Annotated in this window: 25 protein-coding genes; 1 reads left to right on the plus strand and 24 read right to left on the minus strand. The window is 52.4% G+C overall.

Annotation, left to right across the window (positions count from 1 at the left end):
• Positions 1 to 17 precede the first annotated feature (17 nt).
• The 20 genes from DL346_RS14475 to DL346_RS14570 all read right to left on the minus strand — a co-directional run bounded on the left by DL346_RS14475 (position 18) and on the right by DL346_RS14570 (position 21,931).
• Positions 18 to 767, minus strand: coding sequence for a phytanoyl-CoA dioxygenase family protein (locus tag DL346_RS14475; protein ID WP_112882789.1), 750 nt, complete (start codon positions 765 to 767; stop codon positions 18 to 20).
• A gap of 3 nt (positions 768 to 770) precedes the next feature.
• Positions 771 to 1,628 (minus strand): phytanoyl-CoA dioxygenase family protein, encoded by an 858-nt coding sequence (locus DL346_RS14480; protein WP_112882790.1) that lies wholly within the window; start codon positions 1,626 to 1,628, stop codon positions 771 to 773.
• 22 nt (positions 1,629 to 1,650) lie between these two features.
• Positions 1,651 to 2,538 carry a phytanoyl-CoA dioxygenase family protein gene (locus tag DL346_RS14485; RefSeq protein WP_240633165.1) on the minus strand — a complete coding sequence of 296 codons (888 nt, stop codon included), beginning with the start codon at positions 2,536 to 2,538 and terminating at the stop codon, positions 1,651 to 1,653.
• Positions 2,539 to 2,542: 4 nt separating this feature from the next.
• The gene (locus DL346_RS14490; RefSeq protein WP_165822508.1) at positions 2,543 to 3,313 is read right to left on the minus strand and encodes a sugar phosphate isomerase/epimerase family protein; all 771 of its coding nucleotides are present in this window, start codon (positions 3,311 to 3,313) and stop codon (positions 2,543 to 2,545) included.
• Between the two features lie 22 nt (positions 3,314 to 3,335).
• Entirely contained in the window at positions 3,336 to 5,381 is a 2,046-nt protein-coding gene (gene rhaD / locus DL346_RS14495; RefSeq protein WP_112882792.1) for a bifunctional rhamnulose-1-phosphate aldolase/short-chain dehydrogenase, read from the minus strand.
• A gap of 32 nt (positions 5,382 to 5,413) precedes the next feature.
• A complete protein-coding gene (gene dhaL / locus DL346_RS14500) occupies positions 5,414 to 6,049 on the minus strand; it encodes a dihydroxyacetone kinase subunit DhaL (RefSeq protein WP_112882793.1) in 636 nt (211 codons plus the stop codon).
• 19 nt (positions 6,050 to 6,068) lie between these two features.
• Positions 6,069 to 7,076, minus strand: coding sequence for a dihydroxyacetone kinase subunit DhaK (locus tag DL346_RS14505; protein WP_338066306.1), 1,008 nt, complete (start codon positions 7,074 to 7,076; stop codon positions 6,069 to 6,071).
• Positions 7,077 to 7,090: 14 nt separating this feature from the next.
• A complete protein-coding gene (locus DL346_RS14510; protein WP_165822509.1) occupies positions 7,091 to 7,864 on the minus strand; it encodes a class I fructose-bisphosphate aldolase in 774 nt (257 codons plus the stop codon).
• Between the two features lie 17 nt (positions 7,865 to 7,881).
• The gene (locus tag DL346_RS14515; RefSeq protein WP_112882795.1) at positions 7,882 to 8,802 is read right to left on the minus strand and encodes a carbohydrate kinase family protein; all 921 of its coding nucleotides are present in this window, start codon (positions 8,800 to 8,802) and stop codon (positions 7,882 to 7,884) included.
• Positions 8,802 to 10,157: a hypothetical protein gene (locus DL346_RS14520; RefSeq protein WP_112882796.1), complete on the minus strand. Its 1,356-nt coding sequence runs from the start codon at positions 10,155 to 10,157 to the stop codon at positions 8,802 to 8,804. Before DL346_RS14520 ends, DL346_RS14515 begins: the two co-directional genes overlap by 1 nt.
• Positions 10,158 to 10,195: 38 nt before the next feature.
• The gene (locus DL346_RS14525) at positions 10,196 to 10,924 is read right to left on the minus strand and encodes a ThuA domain-containing protein (RefSeq protein WP_112882797.1); all 729 of its coding nucleotides are present in this window, start codon (positions 10,922 to 10,924) and stop codon (positions 10,196 to 10,198) included.
• A gap of 124 nt (positions 10,925 to 11,048) precedes the next feature.
• A complete protein-coding gene (locus DL346_RS14530; RefSeq protein ID WP_112882798.1) occupies positions 11,049 to 12,998 on the minus strand; it encodes a type 2 periplasmic-binding domain-containing protein in 1,950 nt (649 codons plus the stop codon).
• Between the two features lie 97 nt (positions 12,999 to 13,095).
• The gene (locus DL346_RS14535) at positions 13,096 to 14,046 is read right to left on the minus strand and encodes a carbohydrate ABC transporter permease (protein WP_112882799.1); all 951 of its coding nucleotides are present in this window, start codon (positions 14,044 to 14,046) and stop codon (positions 13,096 to 13,098) included.
• A gap of 20 nt (positions 14,047 to 14,066) precedes the next feature.
• On the minus strand, positions 14,067 to 14,975 hold the full coding sequence (locus DL346_RS14540) for an ABC transporter permease (protein ID WP_112882800.1): 909 nt from the start codon (positions 14,973 to 14,975) through the stop codon (positions 14,067 to 14,069).
• 364 nt (positions 14,976 to 15,339) lie between these two features.
• A complete protein-coding gene (locus tag DL346_RS14545; RefSeq protein ID WP_112883136.1) occupies positions 15,340 to 16,272 on the minus strand; it encodes an NHL repeat-containing protein in 933 nt (310 codons plus the stop codon).
• Positions 16,273 to 16,382: 110 nt separating this feature from the next.
• Positions 16,383 to 17,240 (minus strand): phytanoyl-CoA dioxygenase family protein, encoded by an 858-nt coding sequence (locus DL346_RS14550; RefSeq protein ID WP_112882801.1) that lies wholly within the window; start codon positions 17,238 to 17,240, stop codon positions 16,383 to 16,385.
• Positions 17,241 to 17,252: 12 nt separating this feature from the next.
• A complete protein-coding gene (locus tag DL346_RS14555; protein WP_112882802.1) occupies positions 17,253 to 18,452 on the minus strand; it encodes a mannitol dehydrogenase family protein in 1,200 nt (399 codons plus the stop codon).
• Positions 18,453 to 18,479: 27 nt separating this feature from the next.
• Positions 18,480 to 19,658: a mannitol dehydrogenase family protein gene (locus tag DL346_RS14560; RefSeq protein ID WP_112882803.1), complete on the minus strand. Its 1,179-nt coding sequence runs from the start codon at positions 19,656 to 19,658 to the stop codon at positions 18,480 to 18,482.
• A gap of 12 nt (positions 19,659 to 19,670) precedes the next feature.
• The gene (locus tag DL346_RS14565) at positions 19,671 to 21,200 is read right to left on the minus strand and encodes a xylulokinase (protein ID WP_165822510.1); all 1,530 of its coding nucleotides are present in this window, start codon (positions 21,198 to 21,200) and stop codon (positions 19,671 to 19,673) included.
• 5 nt (positions 21,201 to 21,205) lie between these two features.
• The gene (locus DL346_RS14570) at positions 21,206 to 21,931 is read right to left on the minus strand and encodes a FadR/GntR family transcriptional regulator (RefSeq protein ID WP_165822511.1); all 726 of its coding nucleotides are present in this window, start codon (positions 21,929 to 21,931) and stop codon (positions 21,206 to 21,208) included.
• Between the two features lie 76 nt (positions 21,932 to 22,007).
• Between DL346_RS14570 and DL346_RS14575 the strand changes: the two genes are divergently transcribed.
• The gene (locus tag DL346_RS14575) at positions 22,008 to 22,754 is read left to right on the plus strand and encodes an SDR family NAD(P)-dependent oxidoreductase (RefSeq protein WP_165822512.1); all 747 of its coding nucleotides are present in this window, start codon (positions 22,008 to 22,010) and stop codon (positions 22,752 to 22,754) included.
• Positions 22,755 to 22,804: 50 nt separating this feature from the next.
• Here DL346_RS14575 and DL346_RS14580 read toward each other — a convergent pair whose 3' ends face one another.
• The 4 genes from DL346_RS14580 to DL346_RS14595 form a co-directional block, all read right to left on the minus strand.
• Complete coding sequence (locus DL346_RS14580) at positions 22,805 to 23,077, minus strand: hypothetical protein (RefSeq protein ID WP_112882807.1); 273 nt, start codon at positions 23,075 to 23,077, stop codon at positions 22,805 to 22,807.
• Between the two features lie 147 nt (positions 23,078 to 23,224).
• The gene (locus DL346_RS14585) at positions 23,225 to 24,085 is read right to left on the minus strand and encodes an AraC family transcriptional regulator (RefSeq protein ID WP_240633166.1); all 861 of its coding nucleotides are present in this window, start codon (positions 24,083 to 24,085) and stop codon (positions 23,225 to 23,227) included.
• Positions 24,086 to 24,101: 16 nt separating this feature from the next.
• Positions 24,102 to 24,590 carry a nickel pincer cofactor biosynthesis protein LarC2 gene (gene larC2 / locus DL346_RS14590; RefSeq protein WP_112882808.1) on the minus strand — a complete coding sequence of 163 codons (489 nt, stop codon included), beginning with the start codon at positions 24,588 to 24,590 and terminating at the stop codon, positions 24,102 to 24,104.
• A complete protein-coding gene (locus tag DL346_RS14595; protein ID WP_165822513.1) occupies positions 24,587 to 25,594 on the minus strand; it encodes a bifunctional heptose 7-phosphate kinase/heptose 1-phosphate adenyltransferase in 1,008 nt (335 codons plus the stop codon). The genes larC2 and DL346_RS14595 overlap by 4 nt, the downstream gene beginning before the upstream one ends.
• Positions 25,595 to 25,644 lie beyond the last annotated feature (50 nt).

Here is a 25,644-nt window from a genome sequence, read left to right on the forward strand (position 1 = left end):
ATAGCTTAAAGCAGGCTTCAGACCGGATCTAAAATACTTGCGCTCGCATCGACCGGACATACGCCGCGCTCGATCACTTCGCCCTTGTATACCTGCGTATTTGAAAGAGCGTTATAACAGACAATGAACGACCTCCGATGGCGGTTCGATTGATTGGCAGCGGAGGTATGCAGCGTATTGCAATCGAAGAACAGAACGGAGCCTGGCTGCATCTCGCAATAAACCGTTTCGAGCCGGCTCTCGAGCATCTCCATTCGCTCCGGCTCGACCATGGTTTGCCCGTTCGCATGAACGTGCGTCAACCGGCCCAGCTTGTGCGAGCCCCGCAGGACGCGAAGACAGCCGTTTTCCTTCGTGGATGGATCAAGCGCGACAAACGCGCTGATCATATTCGGATACATAAAGCCGCCGTTATACCAGTAACCGTAGTCTTGGTGCCATTCGAACGCTCCGCCGGTATAGGCTTCCTTCATCGCTACCTTGCCGTGATAGAAGCTGATTTCTTCTCCCTGCAAGATTCGGATGCTATTCACGATCCGCCATGTGGAGGATGCTCTGGACCAAATGTCATCGGTCAGATTATCCCAGAAGGCAAGCCTGACCTTGTTTCCTTTCGTATCATTGACTTGGCTGATCGAAGATACGACGCCTTCGCCCCCGTCTACTTCCTCAATCATCCTTTGTACTTCCTCCGGAGAGAAGACGTTATCCACCAACAAATATCCGTCTCGCCGGTATTGCTCCACCTGCCCGAATGATAGATTCATCGATTAAGCCTCCTTAGCCGTACCATAGATTCGATCATGCTTGGCGTTCCAATCTTCCCAGCTCATGACACGATCCGGGTTCTTCTTGCTTCTCGCGATAAAACATGGACAAATGCCATCAAAATCGGCATTGTTATGCCACGTCAAAGGCTGGTCGGCCGGACTGAAGCGCAGGTCGATGCTCCACCTGATTTCTTCCGCCTGATTAGGCAGCGTGCGATGGAAGGTGAATTGGTCGAAAACGAGGAGATCTCCCGCCTTCATCGGAACCGTGACCACCTCGCCGCGCGCCTCCACATCCGCCGCACATGCGACATGCCCGCCTTCCGTCTTCACGTAGTCATTGATCAAGCCCCAGTTCGTGCTCCCCGGAATGACCTGCAAGCAGCCGTTTCGTTCATCGACGTCTACAAGCGGGACCCAGATGGAGAGAACGATGAAATCTTTCGAGCCCGCATCCCGACCTCCATAGTAATAACCGTCCTGATGCCAAGGAAGAGTCGTATAGGCTTCATGCGGCAGCTTCGGGCGTACGCTGAAGTCGCCATTCACTAGAATTTCAGGGCCGATGATGCTTTCTACCACATCCAGAACGCCAGGATGCGAGCAGAGATCGTACACGGCTTTGCTGAAAATCCCCGTGTCCGTCCCCCATCCGAATGCGGTCTGCTTATGCTGTTTGCATACCTCCGCCCAACGGACGCTAAGCGGCAGGTTCTCGTGTTTCTCGGTGATTTTCCCCTTCGCGTAAAGTTCGTTTGTCCGGCGGTCCACTTCTGCCGCGATCACGCTTCTAATCGGTACAAGCTCGTCGGCCAGCACGCCCTTCACGACGGTATATCCGTCTTCCGCAAAGCCCATAGCTTAGACCCTCCTTATCCCTTTATATATTCCATTCTTTTCTGGCCTCGGCCATAGCCTTCGGAGGAGCGCTCTTTCCCCAAGCGTAATGGCCCTTCGGTTTCTTCCCGACCCAACGGTCGTCAATCGCTTCCGAACGAAGCTGATACCGTGTGTCCACGCTGAGCCGGTACCGGTCCGAAGTATTCGTTAACGACGCGTGCATCATATACATGCCGAAAATCAGCGCATCGCCGCTTTGAAACTCCGTCGTCGCCCAACGGCCGCCGTATTTTTCGACAAGCTCCAGCGGGTTTCTGCTAAAATCCCCTTCGATGTTGTCCCGGTCAACATCCATTTGCCCATAGGTTCGCTTAATAGCATCAAAATGCTGCGAGCCCAGACACAAGCAAATTCCGCCCATCTCATAAGAAACATCACCTAACGGCGTCCAGAGCGTGAATAAATTTTTGGTGCCTTGCCCCATATAAACGACATCGTAATGAGCCCCCGTGAATCTTCCGTGATCGACCACGCGAGGCCACTTGAAATCGAACGTCATCGATTCGCCCCCGAGAAAGCGGTCAAAGAACGCCATCGTTCGATCCGAGTTGACGAGCTCAAGCAGCATCGGCGTATGTTCGTTATCCTGAAACGTAAATCTGCCATCATGGTGCTTGTTGATCACGGCCTCCTCCAGAGGCGCGCTTGCATCCAGCTTTCCTTGTTTCTCCAGATCCTGGAGAAGCTCGATGCGCGCTCGCTTTACCGTCTCCTTATCGTGGAAGCCGCGAATGAGCAGATAACCGTCTTCGTCCATTCGCGCGCGCAGCGCCTCGGCGTCGTCCAGAATATCGTTGGATTCCCGAAGCTCCGTCAAATATTTACTTCCCATTTCGAACGCATGCTTCCCGATCTTAACCATGGTCATGGTTTCACCCTCCATTGCCGAGATCTGCATTCTTCAGATAATCCAAACTAATCCTCAAGCTATCCCACGGATTTCCAGGGCAGATATCCTGCTCGATGATATACCATCGGACGGCATGCTGCTCGCCCCACGACAAAATCGGAGGCAGGTCGATCGTTCCTGTGCCTAATTCCGCATAGGTTTGCCTCTCGTCCGCCGTCATGTCCTTCAAATGCAGGTTCAATACTCTGCCCGGGTACTTCCGGATGAAAGCAAGAGGATCATAGCCGGCCTTCGCGAGCCAGTAGACGTCGAATTCCGCGTAAATCCCTTCGCCTGCCGATGGATCGAGCATAAAGTCCAGCGCATTTGTGCCTCTGACTTGATTGAGAAGCTCGAATTCGTGATTGTGATAGCTAAGCAGCAGTCCATGCTCGTTCAGCGCCCGGGCGGCTTTCAGCAAGCATTCCCGAAGGCGGGAATAGCCCGCCTCCGTCCGGTTCTCCTGGATGACGTAAGGAAACACCAAGCCTTCCGCTTGCAGAAGGAGCGCTTCCTCTATCGCCAATTCCAATCTGGCCGGATCATAGAAATCTTCGGCCGAACGGTGAAGCGCGACGGTCTTTAACTCCGCATCCCGTATGAACCCGGCCATTTCCTTGGCGGTATGCCCATAAAATTGCCCCAGTTCTACACCGGATACGCCCATCTTCTTCAGCGATAGCAGGGCTTCGGGGACTCGGCCCGGAAGAGCGTCCCTCAACAGATCCAATACGATTGCGACCTTGTTCCGCATGATGTTGTCATCCTTCCCCCGCTTATCTTGGAAAAGCTTCACGCGCGCCGGCATCAACCGAAAGAATGCAGCCGGTCGTGACCCGCGACCGATCCGAGGCCAAGTACAGCGCTGCCTGCGCGACGTCTTCGGCCGTGACCGTTTCTTTCATTAACGACCGGTTCCGGATGTAGCTTTCAAATTGATCAACCGGTACGCCGTATGCCTGAGCCCGGTTTTCCTTCATGTCCGGCGTCCATAAATCCGTAAAGATCGTATCCGGATTGATCATATTGGATCGAATCCGGTCCGGACCGTGCTCGATCGCGAGAATGCGGCACAATTGCGCTTCCGCTGCCTTAGCGCAGCTGTAAGCGCCGAAGTCTTTGCCGGGCGCAGGCACATTCTTCGTATTAATGAAGACGATGCTGCCGCCATGCCCTTGTGCAAGCATGGTACGAACGGCTGTCCGGGCAACGAGGAAATGGCCTGTCGCATTGACGGCGAAGCTTCTCTCCCAGTCACGCAGGCTTAAGGTCTGAACGGACCCGACCGGCGCTACACCGGCATTGGAAACGAGAATATCCAGGCCTCCGAAGAACAGGCTCGCTTCCGCGAAAGCGTTCTCGACGCTGGCTTCGTCCGTAACATCCATATGTAAGGTTCGAATCCGACCGGTATAAAGGCTGTTCATTTCCGATTCGGCTTCTGCCAGCGATTTCCGGTCAATATCGGCCAAGATGACGCAAGCGTCTTCTTCCAGCATCAACCGCGCGATCGACAATCCAATGCCTTTGGCCCCTCCGGTTACCATGGCGATTTTGCCGTAAAGCTCCCCTTTCCGCTCTCTCGGCGCCTTTAATTTATATAATTCCAACGGCCAGTACTCGGCTTGGAACATCTCGGATTCCGCCAGCGGCGAATAGCCGCCTGCTGCGTCCGCTTTTTCCATAATCCCGATCGTGTGACGGAAAACCTTCATGGCATAATCGGCTTGCGGCGCGGTTGGCCCGGACGCCCATACTCCTAGGCCTGGAATGGCTATAATTCGCGGCGACGGGTGATGGGACTCCGCAGGGTTTCCGCCGTTTCGGCGGATATAGGCCGCATACTCCTCCCGGAAGGCGCTGACGGCATCGGATATCGCAATTTTCAAAGCTTCCTTCTCTTCTGCTGGCGGAAGCGCAGGAATCACCAAGGCAAATGGTTTCAGCGCAAGCAGATGCTCCGGCGTAGCCGGCATGGCTGTAAGCAGTGCGCTTAAATCCCGCCTCCTTGTGAATGCAATGATTTCCGGCGAATCATCGTAAGAGAGCATGACCGCATCTTTGCTGCTCAACTTCAATGCTCCGCGCAGAACGGGAGTTACTTGCTCTGCAAGCTTGCGGCTTTCCGGTTCGCGAGGCGCGAAGGAGACCGGTTGTTCCTGCCTGGCGATATAGGCTTGCGCCCGGGCGACGAAACGCATATGACGCTCATAGGCGGTTTCGCAGTCGTCCCCCCAAGTGACCAGCCCATGATGAAGCAGCAGCAGGCCTTCCGCCTCAGGAGCAGATGAAACGGCTTCCCAAACCTGCTTCGAGAGGAGAAAGCCCGGCCGTTCATACGGAATAACCAGCAGCCGATCGCCATAAATGTCCTGCAGCGCGCTCATGCTCAATCTGCTGTTTGCGGTGCTCAGTATGTCGTCAGCGTGCGTATGCAGCACCCAACGATACGGGATCCAAGCATGCAGCAGCGTTTCGATGGAGGGACGCGGCTGATCGGGAGCCGTCATCGTATGAGCGATATAGTTGACCATGTCCTCATCGGTCATGGTGTCTCTAGCTTGCAGCGGAGCCAGCTCATCCAGCTTAACGCCGGAAAAACCGGAGGACGCGATAGAGGCTAGGCGAAAGCCGCTGGCTTTCACCCGCAGCACGTGGTGCTCACGCCCCAGAAGATCGCGTTCCATTCTCTTCAAGGAGGTATTTCCGCCGCCTGCCAATACAAGCCGCTCATCGGATCCGAGTCTTCTTGAAACCCGGACCAGCAGCTCCATTTCTTCATCCAGTACGGTTTCGCCGCCATTCCATACAGTAGGCTGCATTTCGGATCCTCCCCAATTTCAAGCTTCTCTGTTTAGGCTTTAAGCGCTTCGCTGAATCCCGTCATCATCAAAGCGACGGAGGTTGCGCCTGCGTCCTGATGTCCCAAGGATGCGTTTCCCTGGTAACGTCCCCTGCCCTTTCGCGCAACCAATTCCGCCGTTTTCTCCGCGCCCGTAACGGCGGCCTCAGCTGCGCCGGTCATAGCAGCAACGAAACTACCGCTTTGGCTTGCGGACTCCGCAACGACACGCACTGCCGGTTCAAGCGCATCCAGCATCGTTTTATCCCCAACGTCCGCTTTGCCGAGCAGCATAACGCCATGCAGGCCATCGGTTAGCATGGCTGACCAATCCATGAGCGAGATCTCCGCTCTGTCCCTCCCATGCGGCGCCATTTTCAGAAAAAACGTGCCGAATAACGGGCCGCAGGTGCCTCCGATCTCCTTCATCAGCATCCTGCCCGTATCGATCAACAGCGTCCCGATATCGGCTGATTCCGATTGAAGAACGCGGTCCCTGACCGCTGCAAAACCTCGTGCCATACTCACGCCGTGATCCCCGTCGCCGATAGCCGCATCCAAATCCGATAACAGCACTTGATTTTCAGTGATGTGCCTGCCGGCATTCGCGATCATTTTTCTCAGCATGAACACGTCGATCGTTTCCATCGTTACAGCCTCCTTCCACCTAAAACAAGGTCAGTCCCGGCGATTCCGCAGGCTGGTCATACAGCATTTTCAACTCGTCGTCCAATTTCATCATCGTGACCGAGCATCCGGCCATTTCCTGCGAGGTGCAATAGTTGCCGACCAGATTGCCGTAAATGCCGATGCCGCGCTCCTCAAATAACTGATGCAGCCTTCGGTTCACGATATACAGCTCCATCATGGTCGTCGCCCCATAACCGTTGACAAGAAGGGCGATTTCGTCCCCAGCCTGAAGAGCGAGATCGTCATCCAACAAGCGGCTGAATATGACGTCCGCCGTTTCATCTGCGCTCAAGAGCTTCGTTTTCTCGATTCCCGGCTCTCCGTGGACGCCCATGCCGATCATCATCATGTCTTTTTCCAGCTCGAAGATCGGCTTGCCGACAGCCGGCAGCGTGCAGGAGGATAAGGAAACGCCAAGCGACCGGCTCTGATCTCTTGCTTTCTCCGCGGCCCGCAGCACGTTGTCGAAGCTCATTCCCAGCTCGGACGCCGCCCCGGCAATTTTGATCACAAACACATCCGCGGAGGTGCCCCTTCGTTCATCCTTCTTTTCCGGCGGCGCCGATGCGATATCGTCCCACACGCGAACGGTTTCCACGCGCATGCCTTCCGCTCTGGCCAGTTCCTGCGCCATATCGAAATTGAGAATATCGCCCATGTAATTCCCGTAGATGAGAACGACTCCGTTCCCACCGTCAGCCGCCTTGATCGCTTCATAGACGACATCGACCGACGGCGACGTAAAGATGTCTCCATGCGCGATGCTGTCGCCCATGCCTCGCCCGACAAAACCGAGAAACAACGGTTCATGACCGCTCCCGCCGCCGATCACGACCCCGGTCTTTCGGCTGAAATCGACATCCGTCCGAACCACGACATTCATGTCATCCAGCTTTCGCAGCTTTTTGCGGTGTGCCAGGACAAGACCTTCTACCAATTCATCCGTCACCAGCAGAGGATCATTGATCAGCTTTTTCATTTTCATCGACGAATTCTCCTTTACGAGATTCTGCCGTGCACCACTTCGGTGAACATCCGCATCACCCGTTCGCTTTCCTCCTTCGGACGCTGCCAAACGTTGCGCCCAATGGCCACTCCTCTTACGCCCGCTTTCACGGCTTGGTCGACTAACCGAATCAAATCGTCCACGCCGCCGTTAAGCCCTCCGCCGAGCATAACGAGCGGAACCTTGAATTTGCCCACCCATTGCTTCAAGACTTCGTGTTCGCCCGGATGAACGACCTTCAGGATATCCGCACCGAGCTCATAGGCGATTCGGGTAGCATCGGTCAAAGCTTTGATCTTCGTTTTCGCGTCCGGTACAGGATCGTACAGCAGCGGCTCAATCATCACGGGTATTTGGCATCTCTCGGCTTCTTTCACCAGCTCGGAGATCATGCGGATATTGTGCATGTTTTCAGAGCCGGGCCGATTCCAGAAGAGCAGCACCTTCACGCAGTCGCAGCCGGCCTGCAGCGCCGTTTCCGGCATAGCGATCAAATCATGGTGCATGGCGCCTTCTTCAAGATAAAACGTATCCGAGGAAAGAATGCGCGACGGCGCAAGGCGTCCATAGAATAAAGACTCCGAACGAAGACGGATGCCGTTGTTCATCAGCACGCCGTCCACTCCGAGCGGAATCAGCCTTTCCAACACTTCGATGGGGTCCTCGAGACCCTGCACCTCGCCCAATATACCGTGATCTACGGGCAGCAGGACCGTATTGCCTGTTTGACCATTAAATAATCTGGATAACCGAATCGCCTTGCTCATTCTTTCCACTCCCAACATTAGTGTTGTTGCAAAAATTGCTCGACCGTGTACCGGTCCGGAGAACCCGCCTGGCCGCCCGGCTTCGTCGCCTTTAACGCCGCTGCTGCCGATGCGAAACGAATTCGCTGCGTCGCAGGCATCTCCATAACGAGCGATGCCGCATAAGCGCCGTGAAACACATCACCGCATCCGGTTGTATCGGCAACCTTGACTTGAAAAGCTTCTTGACGGCAAACCGGCTCATTCGAACCGGCCTTGAACCAGCAGCCTTCCTTCCCGCAGGTGACCGCCACCAAGCTTCTATTCGAATGCCATAATCGCTCCACGATTTCCTGCGGCTCCGTGCAGCCTGTCACACGGCAGGCAAATCCGTACGATAGGATCAAATGGTCTACGAGCTGCAGCAGTTCCCCGAAACCGGCATGCTGATCGTCCTCGAAATCGGCAACGACAGCCACTCCGTTCTGCCTGGCGATTTTCGCCGCTCGAATCATGCCTTCCACACCGAAATTATCGATGAACAGCACCTTTGCCTGCGCAATGCATGATGCTTCCGGCGCATCGGACGAAGCCCCCGGGACACTAGCGGTGTTAAAAAAAATATTGCGGGTGCCTTCCGTCTCGTCGACGATAATCGTGGAATGAATCGGTCTGGCAGCTTCTTCGATTCGAACCCGGCTTACATCGATTCTCTCCGCCGACAGCCTCCTCAGGACGAAAGTAGATAAGTCGTCGCTCCCGAGCGTTCCCGCATACGCGCATTTCACGCCTAAACGGGATGCGGCAACAAGCGCGGTCATGGTCAGGCCGCCGCAATCCCTTTCCTCGCGCAGAACGGGCATCTTCGAATCAGCCTCGGGATACTGCCGCACGTATACGAGATCGTCTACCGCTGTGGAGCCTAGACCGATGATGGCGGACGGGATCTGCTCGCTCATTATCGATGTCCCCCTTGCGCATACGGCTTCATCCCAAGGATCGTCTGCGGACTCTCGTAAAGAATCTCCCTTGCGATTGCCAGTGCATCGTCAATCCGGTATTGCCCGAGCCTCACTTTATCGGCAAGCACGCGCGCCAATATTTTCCGGACGATCGTCAGCTTGGCGTAGGTCCATTCCAAGCAATAGGCATCAGAGAAAAAGCCGATTTGTTTATTGGCGGGCAGCATATCAAGCCTTTCCGTTATCGTCTGCTGCATCGCGTCCGGAAAAAAATTATGCCACCAATATCCGGCCAGAGTCAGATTCGGCAGCTCCCGCGCCATGGTGCATAAAGATTGATTGGCATGGCGGCTTGCCAATAAGCATTGAAATTGCAAGTTTGGATGCCTTGCAATCATGTCTCCGACTTGCGCAATGGTCCGCTGCGAAAGTCTGCTGCCTGTCTCGTACGGCAGCGGTTCCGCTCCGAAGCTGAACTGGAATACGATGCCGTCCTCGCTTCGCTTCTCCATGGCGGTAAGAATCGCTTCATTGACAAAGGAAGCATAAATATCGCGCTCATGCGGACCGGCATGCTCCCGGTTTGCCAAAGCCGCCGCCATCTCCTCCTTAGAAACGACGCGATAGTCAATATCCGTGGAAAGATGCGTAGCGGTGGACAAGACCGTATCGTAAGGAATTTTGCTCACGTAATGGGCAATGGCTTCCTCAACATCGTCCATCGTTCGAATGATCCGGCTCACCTGCGGCCTGGCGCCGCCGATCGGCGATGGAGCCTCGGGCTCGCGCCCCCAGCATTTTTCAAGCTCGTATAAGGCGGTATCGAACTCTCCCCACTGGCAGCGCGTGAAGAATCCCCATTCAAGCGCATACTGCAGCCGGTCGTCATCCTCGCCCTGCCCTCTCCGGGACAGCTCCGTGCCGGACCGTTCGATTCGGAGGCCATCCAAAACGCTTCTTGCATAGCTATGATCATTCGAGCGTTCCTTCACCGCTTCGTGCAGCTTGAGCCAGTTGCTTTCATCGACAGGCGTTTTCCAATCATACAGATCCTCGAGAATGATCCGAATTCCCCAGCTCGTGCTTGTATTCCGCACGCGGGACAAATAGGGAATCGCCTCCCGTATTCGCTGTTGAGCTTCCTCCTCCGCAGGAAAATTGGGAAATTCGGTCAGTCGGCTTCCGTTAGGACAGCCAGCCGCGTATAAGTCGCTGATCGCCATATGGTAAAGCAATATATCCTGAAGCCCTCGAGCCGTCAGCCGTCTCCCGGTCAGGTGCGTATGAATATCGAGAACGGGAACCTCTTTTAACGCCTCTTCAATCTCCAGCTCCAACTGCTGTTTCAGCATATTCGTACTCCTTCATCTCCTTCGAAAGGGATCCGCATCTATCGCTTCGGCTTAATCGGCTCCAGAGGAGGCGTATTTTCACAATATAGGGGTCTTGAGCCGGGAGTAGGTGCCGCCCAGCGTACGCCGTTAGCAATCACGCGCAAAATCTCTTTATTGTGATAAGTCGGGTATGTCTCATGGCCCGGGCGGAAATAAAAGATTTTCCCGCGGCTGCGGCGGAACGTACAACCGCTGCGGAACAGCTCTCCTCCTTCAAACCAGCTCGCGAAAACGAGCTCGTCAGGGGCAGGAATATCAAAGTGCTCGCCATACATTTCTTCCATTTCAAGCTCAAAAAACGGCGGCAGTCCTTCCGCGATCGGATGTGAGGGATCGATCACCCACAATCTCTCCTTGTCATCCGTTTCCCTCCACCTTAATCCGCAGGTCGTGCCCATCAGCGATTTGAACAGCTTCGAGAAATGGCCGGAATGCAGCACGATTAACCCCATTCCATTCAACACGCGGTCGCGGACTCGCTCGACGATCTTGTCGTCTACCTGGTCATGAGCCATGTGCCCCCACCAGATCAACACGTCGGTTTCGTCTAGTACCGCATCGGTCAACCCGTGCTCAGGCTCCGAGAGCGTTGCCGTACGGACATGAATGAAATCGCTCCGAATCCCATCTGCTATCGCCTGGTGCATGCCGTTCGGATAAATCTCCGCTACCTTCGGATTTCTGAGCTCGTGGATATATTCGTTCCAAACCGTAACCCGGATCATCGGCTTACCTCATTTCAATGCGATTTAATAGGGAAATAAATAGAAGAGCTCTTCCTTTTCTCGTCGTATGTGAATGATCAGCACTATCGAGATTAGGAAGAGCTCCGCTGGCTTTAGCTTTCTATTACTTCATATTATCGATTTCCGGTTGAACCTTCGTATCCCACAGCGTTTTCCAACGCTCCTGCATCGCTGCCCATTCTGTTTTCCACTCGTCCGTATAGGAGCTCATGTAATCGTTGTAGTTCTTCTCGAAATCTCCCGGTTTGCCGACGATCAGGTTAACGATCTTGCTCTTCGTTGTCGCGCCGTAAACGCCTGTTTTGGAATCGATCGCGTCGAATTTGCCTTCCGGATCAAGATTCGCGAACGCCCAGCCGGTTTGATGATAGTACTTGACATTGCTCTTGAAGTGGTTGTTCTCTGCGACAAGAACCGCGCCGTCCGTATTGGCATCCGGAGATGGAGAAGGCGGATAAACAGCTTTAGGAACATAAGCATAAGGCAGGCCGCGCACGCCGTACGTTTCGTGGTTCCAGTAAGGAGCGCCGTTAGCGGAACCGCTGCCGCTCAGCAGATCGAATAACCCGTAGTAGTTACCGTCTTTATCGCTCTTGATTCCTCCTACCGCCCAATCCTCGATGGCTTTGTACTCCGGTTTGAATCTCCGGTTCTCGCCTTCGCCCGTCGACCATTCCGGAAGTCCCCAAGCGCGCAGCTCGGCTGCTTCCTTACTGAAGTTCCAGTCGAACCAATTCAGGATTTGCGGCAGGTTTTTCTCATCGACCTTGGTAGTAATAATGTAGCCGTAAGCGGAACCGTCCAAGTTAACCGGTTGATAGGTCAGATCCTGGTACTTGCTGACCATCGGCTGATTCGCAAACATCGGTACAAGACGGAAGCCATAGCCCCGGTTTTCCTTCTTGGACAACGCGCGGGCATCATTCGCCGGTCCCCAGCCGTTAAACACGGCGTATTCGCCGTTAATGATCTTCGCGTTCATTTGATCGTCCTTTTGAATGAACGACTCCCGATCGACAAGACCCTCATTGTAAGCCGTATTCCAGAACTTATAATAATCCTTCCATTCCGGTGTAAGCGGGGTATACGTCAACTGGTTCCCCTTTTGCGTCCGTTCTCCGGTTTCCGTCCATAAATAGCCCGGTACGGAGAACATCGACCATAGCAGCGAGCTTGGATTCGTCGAGTTGGACTGCATGTGAGCGCTGACCGGTTTATCCCCGACTTTTACATTAAGCTCCTTGACTTTGCGCAGGTAAGCGAGCAAATCGTCGATGCTATTGATCGGCACATCGCTAATATCTTCATAGCTCAACGTACCGCCTTGTTTGTTATACAAGTCTCGCAATTCAGCTTCCGTTTTCGCATTCGGGTAAATTTGCTTCAGAATGTCATCACGGAAATAGAAATTGTATTGCGAGAAACCGAGGACGTCCTTCTCGTATTTTGTGCCTTGGAGAGCCGGCATTTGCTTGATCCCTTGAATGTAAGGGATAAACCAAAGCTTACCGTCTTGGAGATCTTTGTTATCCTCATACAATTGGTCGACGCTGCCGCCGAGCTCTTCCAAGTACTCTACGTATCGCGGCATATATTTAATGATGTCTTCCTTCTTGATTTCGATGGCCTTATTGTTTTCCTTAAGCAGATTGTAATCCTGCGTTCCTCTCGCATGGCCAGGCGTAGCAATGATATCCGGAAGCGTGTCGGCGACAATCCATTGCTGGATTTTATCTTCGCCGCCGGTAATGGTTTCCGGAATGACCTTCGTTTTTTCGCGCCAGATCGGGGTCAATACGTCTTCCTGCGCTCGTTCATTGCCCGCTGTCGGATAGCCTGTCATCGTAATCTTTAATTCTGACCACGCTGCCAGTTGATCCTCCGGCGTCGCCGGCGTTTCCGTGCCGTTATTGCTCTTCGAATTGTTGCTTGTCGGTGTTGTCGGTGTCTCCTGTCCTGACTCCTTCGGGTCCGCATTATTAGAGCAGCCTGACAGCAGTGTGCTTACTAAGAGTACGGAGCTGACAGTAAGTCCTAACCACTTCTTCCCCATGGCCACATACACCCCTCGTTTTTTTTCGTTTACTATTTGGCACAGAGCGGCGCATGCTTCCGTCTGCGAACAAATCGGTCATTAAGCACTCGCGCTCTTACGCCTTGATTGCGCCTACCAGCATACCTTTGACGAAATATTTTTGAAAGAAAGGGTAAATGAACAGAAGAGGCAGCGTCACCGCAATGAGCGTTGCCATTTTGAGGACTTCGGGCGTGGGCAGTGATCCGCTGCTCTGGCTCTGCAGCCTCATCGCCACGTTCGTGATATCGCTTAAATCCCCAGGCGAGCTGGATAAAACGACCATATAAAGCACATATTGCACAACGTATAGCGAGCGATCGGTCACATACAGCAGGTTTGTGCTCAGATCGAGCCAATGACTCACGACCGAGAAAAACAGCATCGCGGCGATAATCGGTTTCGATAAGGGAGCGATGATGCTCTTTAGGATTTCATAGTGTCCGGCACCGTCCAGCATGGCTGACTCTTCCAGGCTTTCCGGAAGCTGCTCTATGAATGTGCGGATGATAATCATAAAGAAGAAGCTAAACGCGCCTGGGAGGATGTAAACCAGAAAGTTGTTCAACATGCCCAGTTTGGCCATCACCACATAATTAGTAACGACGTTGCCCCCGATAAACAGCGGGATCATCAAGAAATACAAATATGTTTTCCGGCCTGCCAAATTCCGCTTCGAGAGCGAATAGGCTGCCAGGAACATAACGCCGATGGAGACAAGCGATCCTATAACAGCTCTTGTAACCGTTATCAAAAACGCGTGAACGATATAAGGGTTACGAATGACATACTCGTAATTTTGCAAGGTAAACTCTCTCGGCCAAAACCAGATCGGACCCCTAGCCGCGTCTTTTCCCTCGTTGAGAGAAAGGACCAGCACATACCAGAACGGATATAACGTAATTGCGCAAAGCAGCAAGATCAGAAGAACATTCGCGAGATCGAAGGTGCGTTCTCCTATCGACACCTTAATTTTGTTCCGTTTGGTAATCGTAGAGTTTTTAACTTCTATTGAGACGGTGTCCATCGGCTAGCCCTCCGCTTCCGCTAAATGATCGATGTATCCCCAATCTTTTTGCCCGTGAAATTCGCAATTTTCAGAAGGATAAAGCTGATCACCCCGGAAAATAAACCGACGGCCGTTGCGATCGAGTACTCCGCCCCTTTAACGCCGCGGTAATACGTATACGTAGAAATAATGTTCGTCTTTTCTTGAATGACCTGATTTTGAAGGTTGAAAATTTGATCGAAATTGCCGCTGAAGAGGCCGCCAAGCGAGAAAATCATCAGAACAATCGTGGTAGGAACAAGGCCTGGGAGGGTGATATGCAGCAATTGACGCCATCGTCCCGCTCCATCGACGGTAGCCGCTTCGTATAGCTGCGGATCAATGGTGGATATTGCCGCTAAGTAGAGGATGCTTCCCCAGCCGATTTCTTTCCAAACCTGGGAAATGATCATGACAGGAAGAAAATATTCGCTTTGCTGCATGTAGAGGATCCGTTCGCCGCCGAATAAGGCAACTTTCAAATTGTTTACCAAGCCGGAGATGTCAACGCTGAGGAAAATATAGATTAAGCTTGCTACTGTTACCCAGGAGACGAAATGAGGAACGTAAGAAATGGTTTGCGCGAATTTTTTGAATGTCTGGTTTCTCAGCTCATTCAGCAGTAGCGCGAGAATCAGAGAAGCCGGAAAGCTGAAGAGCAGCATCGATGCGCTGTAGAACAGCGTCCGCATGGCCAGCTCATAAAACCAGTCCTCTTGCAAAAAGGCGAAGTTATCGAACCCCACCCACTTGCTTCCGAGCCCCATCCATCCTGCGAATATGTCGTACTCCATAAAAGCGATTACATTACTAAACATGGGGAGATAGTTAAATAAAAGCGTCAGAACCACGGCAGGGAGCAAAAATACGTGCAGGATGAACTGGGAAGAAAGCTTGCTGCTTTTCATTCTTCATACCCCCTTCCTTTATGTACTTTGGTTCAAGTCACTATCTCTGTTCACTGATTATGTTATCATCTCATCATACATGTTACAAGATGGTTTTTATAATATTTTTTTGATGACAATGTGATTCATTTCGAGTTTTTTCTTAACCTTGTACGTTTCCAATTATAGCATTGTCAAAACATTTATTTTATCGAAATTTAGGGAATGGAATGAGGATTATTTCGGAGTTTTTGTCGAATTAGCGAGAAAGTAAAAAAATTCAAATTTTTAAACCAAATTTAAACCCTGTTATTTCCATATTTACTAAAATAATCGGCCGTGCAAATTGCAAGCACGGCCTTCCTTCTTCCGCTAAACTCGTTTACTATTGTCGAATCAGCTTCGTGACACGGCCGTCAAAGATCCATTCCGCGACATATACGTTCCCTTTCGAATCCACGCAAACCCCATGCGGAGAACTGAATTTATTCGGACGGTAATAGTCCTTGGGCAAATTCGGCCATCCTTTCTGCTTATAGGCTTGCTGATCTTCGCCGAGATGAGTGATCAGCCTGTCGCTGCGATCGAAAACGGTGACTCGGCTGTGAAGGTCCGGAAAATAGACCTCGTCGCCGAAATAGTAAAAGCTGCAAGGCATATCCATATCGTCCACGATAAAGCGTTTATGCTGTCCATCCAACGTAAACACTTGAATGCGGTTATTTCCTCTGTCCGCCACGTAAATTTCCGGTTCATTCCCTCTCAGATCGATGGAAATGCCGTGCGGGCAGTTCATTTGCCCAGGCTCGCTGCCCTGTCCGCCCCAAGAACGCACATACTCGCCCGTGGAGGTATAATGATGAATCCAGCTCTGACCGTAACCGTCCGTAATATAGATATCCCCATTCGGGGCAACCGCTACGTCGGTCGGGGCAAATCGCTGCCCTTCGCCATAAATGTCCGGACGATCCGGTTTACCGATTTCAAGAACCTTATCCCCGTCCAAGGTACACTTTACGGTCACGCCTTTATTGGCTTCGACCAAATACAGAAACTCTTGGGCACCTTCTTTATGTAAATAAAATCCGTGTGCGCCGTCTTCATACTCGTTTCCCCAAGACGTTACATAATTGCCCTCGGAGTCAAATTTGACAACCGATGGATTCCCGGTATGGAAGACGTACACATTATCTTCAGCATCAACGACGATCCCATGCGTATAACCGAAAGACAAATGCTCCGGCAATGCACCCCATCCCTCAGCTACCTTGTACTTGTGCGTCCCGTTGCCTAGCAGATTGATCGTAGTTTCTTTCATTTGGAATCCTCCTCAGCAGGAAATGACATTCATCGCCCCATTAGCATTATAAGGGGGATATTTGTAATTGTATTTATACCAAACCTATAATTTGGTTTCCTAAATCACTCTTACTTCCTATTAACGCTGCCTCGCATGGGTCTAATCCGGTTCCACGGCAGCGGCTCGGCCTCCCCGTCATATTGCGTCCATAACGGTTCGATCAGCTGCTTGGCTTTGGCAGGCCATGAATCCGGCGGCATTGTTTTGAGCGAACTATAGAAGGCTTTCAGCGGTTCGGAGAATGTGGAGAAATCAGGATTATACCAAAGGGTAATGACGGTCCTGCGATGGTCGGATCGATTGGCATGGGAAGCATGCAGAAGCCTAGCGTCGCCGATCAGCAGATCGCCGGCGCGAACAGCTACATCGATTTCATCGGGACGCATCGAAAAGGCGGGCGAGTCCAGGTCTTCTGCCTGGAGCAGCTTGCGCGAATGGGCTTCTTCCAGCTCCGCATGAAGCGGATTGTCATACAAATGCGTGCCCGGAATAACGCGCAGACAACCGTTGAATGGCGAGGTATCCGTTAAGTAGTACATGAGGAAGAGCTGGTGAGGTTTCTTTTCAAACGCATCCGGATGATCCCATACGGGATAATCGTAATGCCAAAATAACGGCGGGCTTTGCGGAGGCTTGCTGATGACATATCCGCCGTAAAATTTGGGATCCGAATAAGTTAAGGAAGCAAGCGCATCAAGCGCTCGCGGCCACGCGACAAGTTCGGCAAACACAGGGTCTTTAGTGACGGGGATCATACTTCCCGTCGACCGATTCAGCGCTCTCTCCGCCGTCGTTTGCTCCTCCGCAAGCCGTTCCGCCGTCTCGCGCAGCCTCTCCAGCATCGCTTCGTCCAATATATTTTCATAAATGCAGTAGCCATCCTCCAGCAATTGACGAAGCTTTACGTTCTCCTTCGCATGCTCCATTGGGAGCCCTCCTCATTTTGCTGTATTGATCAATCCTGCAAATAAGCCGGCCGCACGATTGTCGGCATTCAGAAGAAGCTCTAAGAAGCGCTTCGACTTCCTGGTGAGCATGTGATCTTTGTCAAGACCTGAGGCTAGCATGAACGCGTTCAACCCATTGATAGGATCGTAGTAATATAAAGCGGCTGCAATGACTAAAGCCAATCCGTCGATATCATCCGCGTTATCCATAATCCATAGCGCGGGAGCAACCAAACGCTCATTCGAGCCCAGCTTTCGGATGACATCCCGCGCATTGCGCTCAATGCTATCTTGAATGCTCCGGTCGCTGAACTTGCGGATAGCCCGTTCGGCAAAACGCTCCTGCTCGCTAAGCTCGACATCAAGCCTGCAAGCGATCGCACGGTTGAGCGGTCCCAGGATGCGCTCGATAACAGCTCGGATGTCCGGATCGTTGGCTGCGCCGGCATAGGACTCCATGGATTTGAAAGCCCCTAAATAAGCGATACAGGCGCTGATGCAGTTATACGTATAAATCTTTCGCTGCAGCAGCTTGCGGAAGTCGTAGACCGGGATCATCGCTGTTATCCCTATCGAACCTTCCATAGTTTCCGCATCGTAGGGCAGCTCCTCATAGGCTTCTGACATGATGTCCAATTTCGTGTTCTCCCGCTCTATGGTAGAACAGAAAACGGCCGCTTCCGATACGATGCAGGGCACTGGTTCCGCCGGTGCTTCCATTGTCTCCATTGCTTTGCTTAATGCCTTCCGCAATACGAGTCCGGGTGCCACGCCGTTCTCGCAGGTGAGAATCCGAAGAGGCTTGCCAGGCAAGAGGCTCTGCCGGAGGCGCGCTGCCTTCGTTAAGGCAGCGCCTATCGAGGCAAGGTTTTGCTCTCCGACGGCTGTAAATACGGTGTCAGCCGCAGCTATTTCCAGCAGCGCTTCCTCCGAATGAAGCTGAAATGCCGTCACGCCTTGAATTTGAACCGGGCTCCGACCCGAATCAAAGTAATGAATGGTATAGCCGCGTTCTTCCGTCAGCCTCTCAATGAGTTCTTGGGAACGATCTGCGAACACAATCCGATAACCCGCGCTCGCAGCCAAACGAGCGATGAATCCCCTTCCCGTCTTCCCGGCACCTATGATAACAGCGGTCGGGAAGACAGAGTCCTGCACTGATGCAATGCCCTCACTACTGCCAAGCCCCATATTCCGCAAGCTCCTTTGCCTCAGCTTCTATTGAATCCATCGTTTCGTCCGAAGCCATTCCACCTTATTTTTAATCAGCAGCGCTAGCGGGTCGTCTTCCGCTATCGAACACACGTCACGCAGTATGGCATCAATTCCGGCACTTTCCCTCAGAGCTTTCAGCTCTATTGCGCCCGAATCAGTCGGTTCATCGTAAAATAACGCCGCCGCTATGGCAACGGCCAGACCCTCCGGAGCGGCGCCGCTAGCTTGAACGAGCCTCGCCGAGCCGACAAGACGGTCATGCGGACCGAGCTTCCGGATAGGGTCGCGCGCATTTCTTTCCACATAATCGATAATGTTCGAATCCTGCAGCTTCTTCTTCGAGGAATCGGCGAACCGCAGCTGTTCCTGCAGCTGCACGTTGTGCTTCAGAGCCAGCGCCCGGCTTGTTTCCTCGTAGACGCAATCGAGCACTTCCATGATCTCAGGGTCAGACGCCGCTTCGCAGATATAGCGATGCTTTCTCAAATAACCTAAGTAAGAAACCGTACCGTTCGCAGCATTATAGGTATAAAACTTCCTCTCTAAAAACCCGGCAAACTGCTCGATAAACCGCACGCCCTCAATAGCGGGGAGCCCGCCCTTCCATCGATCGCGATCGACGGGCAGATCCCAAAAGTCTTGAACATTGACGCATAGCGGGTCATCAGCGAGCATGTCCTCGGTCGGTTCAACGGCAGACCGCATGACAACCGCCTCTGTCACGCCCACCCATCGATCAAATAAACCCTCGTATTCGGAAGGCAGCCGGGAGCGAATGGCTTCAGCCAGCAAACAAGCAGGTTCCTTCCAATTTTCACAAGTGACGATGTTAAAAGGCCGAACCCAAGGGGCTAGATCGCAGCGTTTGCAAAAGGCGGCCGCAAGCACTTGCCCCAGTGCCGATAAATTTTTCCCGCCTACTGCCGTAAACGCCATGTCAGCTTCCGCCCACTCGCCTGCAATGGCTTGAACATCCGAAAGCTCATAACCTCGGAAGCCGGATATATCGATGCTCTTATGCGCGGCTCCCATGATATGGACGCGGTACTTGCCTCGGCGTCTCATCGCTTCGATCAGGGCTGCGTTCACATCCACGAAAACGATAGTGGCGCCGCTTAAATGAAGAAGATGCCCGATGAAACCGCGGGCAATTTTGCCCCCTCCGAATATAAGCGCTTTCAAACCGATGCCCCCTTACGCAAGAAAGATAGGAAGGAGTGATTGATAAAGTCCGTTAAAAACTTGGTAGCCATCGTCATAGACCCGCTGATGGTGCGCCCTCGGCTCATAAACATCCACTGTACGAATCATCTGCTGACCGGCTTCCTCAAGCGATCCGTACCAACCCGATGCATGGGCGGCCAGTACGGCTGCACCAAGGCAGCCTGCCTCGGATGTCTCCAGGCAGCTGATCGGAATACCGAGAATATCGGCTTTAATCTGGTTCCATAACGGAAACCGGCTTGAGCCTCCGGCCGAAACAATCAATTCGGGCGCTTCAGGAAGACGCTGCGCGATCGCCCGAAGAGCGTAGCCGACTCCTTCCAGAACCGCTCTAGCCATATGCCGGCGGTCATGCGTAAAACGAAGACCGTAAAACACGCCTTTCGCCGCAGGATTCCACCAAGGCGAACGCTCGCCATTCAAGTAAGGGATAAAAAAAACGCCATCCGAACCCGAGTTTATCCTCTCCGCATGCCCGAATACGGTATGGTAACCATCTGCTCGTTTAGACTTTCGCGCGGACTGATGAGGAGAAAACTGATCGATCTGCTCGACATACCATTTGAGCGCCAGACCGCCGGACGACGTGACCCCATAAAATAACTCATGTTCATGGCCGAACGGGACCCAATTGATCCCGCTGCCGATGACCTGTTCTTCGGGCCGTATGCCGGGCCTTATAATCCCAATGTGTTCAGAGGTACCTGTAATATCGAAGCCCCGCAATTCCCCGCCAGTGCCGACTGCGCCAAGCACGGCGGCATTTAAGTCGTTCCACCCGAGAATAACCGGTATGCCGGCCGGCAGCGACAAGGCTTCCGCTGCGGCAGGCTGCAAGCTCCCTGCCGCTTCGAACGGTTCGCCGATCGGCGGCAGCAGCTCCTGCCTGATCCCTGCCCATTCGAATAGTTCGGTGACAAGCTCGCCGCTGATTTGATTAACCATCCCCCGGCTGCTTGATCGATCCGTTCTCCAGTTCGAAGTTAGCTTCCAAATGATCCATTCCTTCGGCTGAACGCAATATTTGGCCTTAGCAACTACAGATGGCGAGTTTCGATTTAACCAATGGAGTTTGGGGATTGGCCAAGACGGCCCGACGGGCAATTCGGCACCCAAAAGACGAAAGAGATCAACCGGTTTATAGGCAGACTTCATTTCTTCTGCTTCCGCCAGAGCGCGGTGATCCATCCATGAGATGACGTTGCATAAAGGACGGTTTTCTTTATCGACTAGAAAGTAGGAGCTCATTTGGGAACAAATCGAAATGGCCGATATTTCGGAGACGTTAATATTCGCTCGAAGCAATCGGCTGACCGCTTTCCGGACGCCCTTCCACAGCTCCTCGGGATGCTGTTCCACTTCTCCGGGCACTCCCGTATGATGAAGGGGATAATCGCCTCTTCCGGAAGCAAGCTCCTCGCCGAATTCATTAAACAACACGGCTTTACAGGATGACGAGCCGATATCCAAGCTTAGAATGATCCGTGCCCTCTTCGACAAAGGCATCACCCTTTCATCGATTCTCTCAAATCCTCCTCTGTTTCCTCTAGATGCTTCCTCATCGCGATTTTAGCGGCGGCCGGGTCTCGGCTTTGAATCGCTTCATAAATTTGTTCATGCGCCCGAATAGCCCGCTTCGTCGTTTCTTCGCCGCGATACGAGAGCTTGCGGCTGTCATGCAAGTAATCGCTGACTGACTTTAGCACTAATGTGAATGCTGGCTGCTTGGCTGCAGCGAAGATGGCGTTGTGGAACTCCACATCGGCGTCCACGTACCCGGCCTCCTCATTGTAGTGCTGCTGCATATACGTCAAACATTCCTTCATTACCCTTAGGTCTTGCTCGTCCGCCGAGAGCGCCGCTAATGAAGCCACCTCCGACTCCAGCACCTTGCGAAGCTCCAATACGTCAAAGACATTTACGCCTCCCCTGCGGAAAGCAAGCGATAGCGATTCGGCAATCTGCTCATGGGACGGCGGGCGAATCGTGATCCTTTTACCGTGCTTCACGTCCAGAATGCCTTTTGAAACTAATATCTGGGTAGCTTCGCGAACAACCGTTCTGCTAACGCCAAACCATTCGCATAGTAGATATTGAGATGGGAATGGGTCGCTCTGTTTGATTTTGGAATCCATAATCGCATCCAGAATGCGTTGCGCCGTTGCCTCCGCCAAAGATGGAGAGGATAAATTGACTGCGTTCACCTTATTGCTATCCCATTGAATATCCATCTGCTGCATCCATCTCCGTTTCATTTTCCCAACTGGTATGATAAGATGGTATCATATCATTATGGAGGCGGTCAATGTGGTAACGTCGCTCTTGAGCAATCAATATGCAGTTATTTCTGGAGCAAGCCAAGGAATCGGTGCCGAAATCGCGAAAGTTTTTGCCTCTGAAGGAGCGGCGGTCATCCTGCTGGCAAGAAATGAAACCAATCTTCGGCAGGTTGCTGACGAAATCAACCGAAGCGGCGGAAATGCCATTGCTTATCCGATGGACGTCTCGATCACGGACAACTGGCGGAAGCTGTCGGCTTTCATGAAGAAGAAGGGTCTCTCCTGCGATATCCTTGTCAACAATGCCTATTGGCGCAAACTTGTCCCGATCGGCCAACTCTCGGACGAGGATTGGCAGCAAACGCTTGACGTTACCTTGAAGTCCTATTTTCTCGGCAGCCGCGAGATGATTCCGTTCATGCTTGAGCGAAATCGAGGAAGCATCGTGAACATCTCCTCCTTGCAATCCCACATCCCGGAGCCAAGCTTTGGTGCTTATGCGGTAGCCAAAGGCGGCGTTGACGCCCTTTCGCGCGTGCTAGCCAGGGATTACGCCCCCGTCATTCGATCCAACACGATCATTGCCGGCGCCGTCGATACGCCTGGCTTTGCTGAAGGGGACGATTTCAAACGGGAGCTCGGCAGCAGACTGCCAGCCGGGCGTATCGGCTACGCTTCCGAAATTGCGGCGACCGCTTTGTTTCTGGCCTCTTCTCAATCATCCTTTATTACAGGATCCGAAATCCATGCGGATGGCGGCCGTTCGATCACATAAAGTAAAGGCTATCTCATCGTCTTATTCAGACGTTAAGATAGCCTTTTTTCTTAGACGCAACGCTTGCTAAACCAGCACTCCTCATCAAACTCCCGATAGAGAATGTATAAATCGTTCAGCATGCCCGCTGCGGAATACATATCGGTATTCACCTTGCAAGCCTTCTCAAAATCATCTTCATGCTGAAGCTGTACCTGCATGTGCTCGATTTCGGCTTCAAGCTCGTACATAAATTGCTTTAATCGCGTCGGGCCATCACCCATTCGAGTCTCATTTGCATCTTGAAGCCGTACTCTCATGCGTTCAACAATTTCGTATGCCATGTTCCCACCCCTTCAGAATGGCTGATGAATCACATTGTATAGCACTTTGGCCTGGCTGTATTTGGTCTAGATGAATAAATTGGTTGCCATCATCACTTTCCCGGAAAAAGAAAAGAAGCTGCCACATCGGCAGCTCCCGCATCCAGGCTAATTAACCGTCACCAAAGCCGAACAAAATTGGCTTAAGCTGGAGCCTACTTTTTTCTTGAACATTTTTCCAAAGGTATGCACGTCCGCATATCCGACATGATTGGCGATTTCTCCGATCGAGAGGTTCGAATGAATAGCGAGTTCCTTGGCTTTCTCGATTCTAGTCCAGATCAGAAATTCGATCGGCGTCATTCCGAAAGCCTGCTTGAATTTTACCGTGATGTAATTTCGGCTGAGCCCCGAAATCAATTCCAGGTCTTGATGCTGTATGTTTTCTTGATAATGGTTGGCGATATAATTCCGAATGAGAATCAGCTTCGCTTTCGTCTTCTCAACCATGGTCTGATTCGTCCTATTACCGGTATCCTCGGACAAATAGGATAGAATCTGGAGCAGCAGTCCTTGACATAACATTTGATCCGATTGCAGGGGCAGCCGGTAATTATTCACGATTTGCAGCAGCATTTTATCGATCTTATGGTCCAGATAGGTACCGAGCAAATGCGATCCGTTGAACATGCTCTCAAACGGGAACGGGTTCGTGCCGAAATGAAAAACAATCGAAATGCAGACATACGGCTCATCATCCACCATCTGGACGTAAGTGCGCTCATGCGGCCGATGAAGCAGCAGATCGCCTCGCCGTGTCACATAATCTTTACCTTCGATATGGTAGTTGACAATGCCTGAAACGACATACTGAAGCTGATATTGATTCAGCGCCCGCGGCTTGATTTCCCAGCCCTTCGGAGCGCTGAACATATGAGCAAGCGTAATATAGGGAGGAAAATGATATAATTGCTGCTTGATCGCCATTTCCTCAGGAACATGCGGGATATATTCCATGTCTTGAAGCATGCTTCCGCCTCCAAGTCTACGACGGATCGCCTTCGTTAGAAGACATATATCCGACTCGCGCCATTTCGAATACCTTCTTGATCGGAACCTGATGAGCTTTCGCAACGGCTTCGCAATCGGAAAATTCCGGTGCCGCTTGAACGACCTTGCCGTCTAAGACGCCTATTTTCACCCGAACGGCTCCCCAAGGCGTGCCGACTTCTTCCCAGTACCGTTCGAGGCGCTTGCATTCGGTCCAGATGTACCGCATGCCCAGCGTTGTCGTCTCTTCAAAGATGATCTTCTCCATCGCCTCGAGCCGCTTGGAATTGGTAAGGACATTCAGCAGGAATCCCGGACGCCCTTTCTTCATCAGGATCGGAATCCAGAAGACGTCATGGGCGCCTGCTTCCAATAAACGTTCTCCGACATACGGGCAAAACTCCGGATTCATGTCGTCGATATTCGTTTGCAGCATAATCATCCCGTCTTCTCTGTGCTGCTTCTTATGCTCGGAAAAGTTCACCTCGCTTGCCCCTCCTCTCTCGATAGCCGGGCTTTCCGAATTTCATCAGGCGAAGCGGTACCCGTTGTTCCGATTTTCCTAACGACGACGGAAGCGGCTAGGTGCGCAAATGCCACTGCCTCGTGTCCTTCGCTGCCGGCTCCAAGCGCGCATAAAAGCGCGGAAGCGAAACCGTCCCCGGCACCGACGATATCAATAGGCGGTTCGGCAGGAAGCGTAGGAACGAATGTGCAGCTGTCTTCGTTCACCCAGATCGCACCCTCGGAGCCAAGCGTCAAACAGCAGGGGCCGTTCACCGCTGCCGATAACTTCTTCGCCACTCCTGCCCAATGCGTATAAGGCCGATCAATAAAGTCCATTTGCGGTTCGATCCATCGGCTTGCTTCGATTTCGTTCGGCTTTACGATGATGCCGGCGTACATGCCGATATTTTCTCGGCTGTCCACGACAATGATTTTGCCTCTCTTGGCCCAGGACTCCAGCTTGCGTCTGATTTCATCGCCTATGACGCCATTACGCAGCTGGTCGGTGACCGCAATAACATCGCATCGCTCCATCATAGCGTCAAGCCGTTCGCTAAGTTCGGACATTTCCAATCCCGGCAGCGGACGGAAATTTTGGAAATCAATCCGCGGGTCCTCTTGCTTGACCATTTGAAGCCCTACCCGGATCGGCTTACAATAGGCGGGCGTACTCCAATCTTCGCTTGCGAGCAGAAAAGCGGTATCGATTTGCCGCTTCTCCAACTGCTCTATGAGTATCTCTCCTCTCCAGTCCCGGCCAATAACGGAGCAGAGATAAACCTCGCTGCAGCCAAGCGATTTTAAATTAGCCGCAACATTGCCAGCCGCTCCCGGCGAGAATCGCTCTTCCACGACAGGCAGCGTATGATGAGGCGTTTCGCGTGACAAGGTGCTTCGCGTGATATCCGCTTCCCAATAGATGTCCAAGCAAACGTCACCGATCACCCCCACCTTCAAGGAAGCGATAGTATCAAGTATCATTTCAATACGGTTCTCTTTTAATCCTTCAAAAGAGGTCATATGTTCAGAAG

The sequence above is a fragment of the Paenibacillus montanisoli genome (assembly GCF_003268025.1).
Taxonomy (GTDB): domain Bacteria; phylum Bacillota; class Bacilli; order Paenibacillales; family Paenibacillaceae; genus Paenibacillus_Z; species Paenibacillus_Z montanisoli.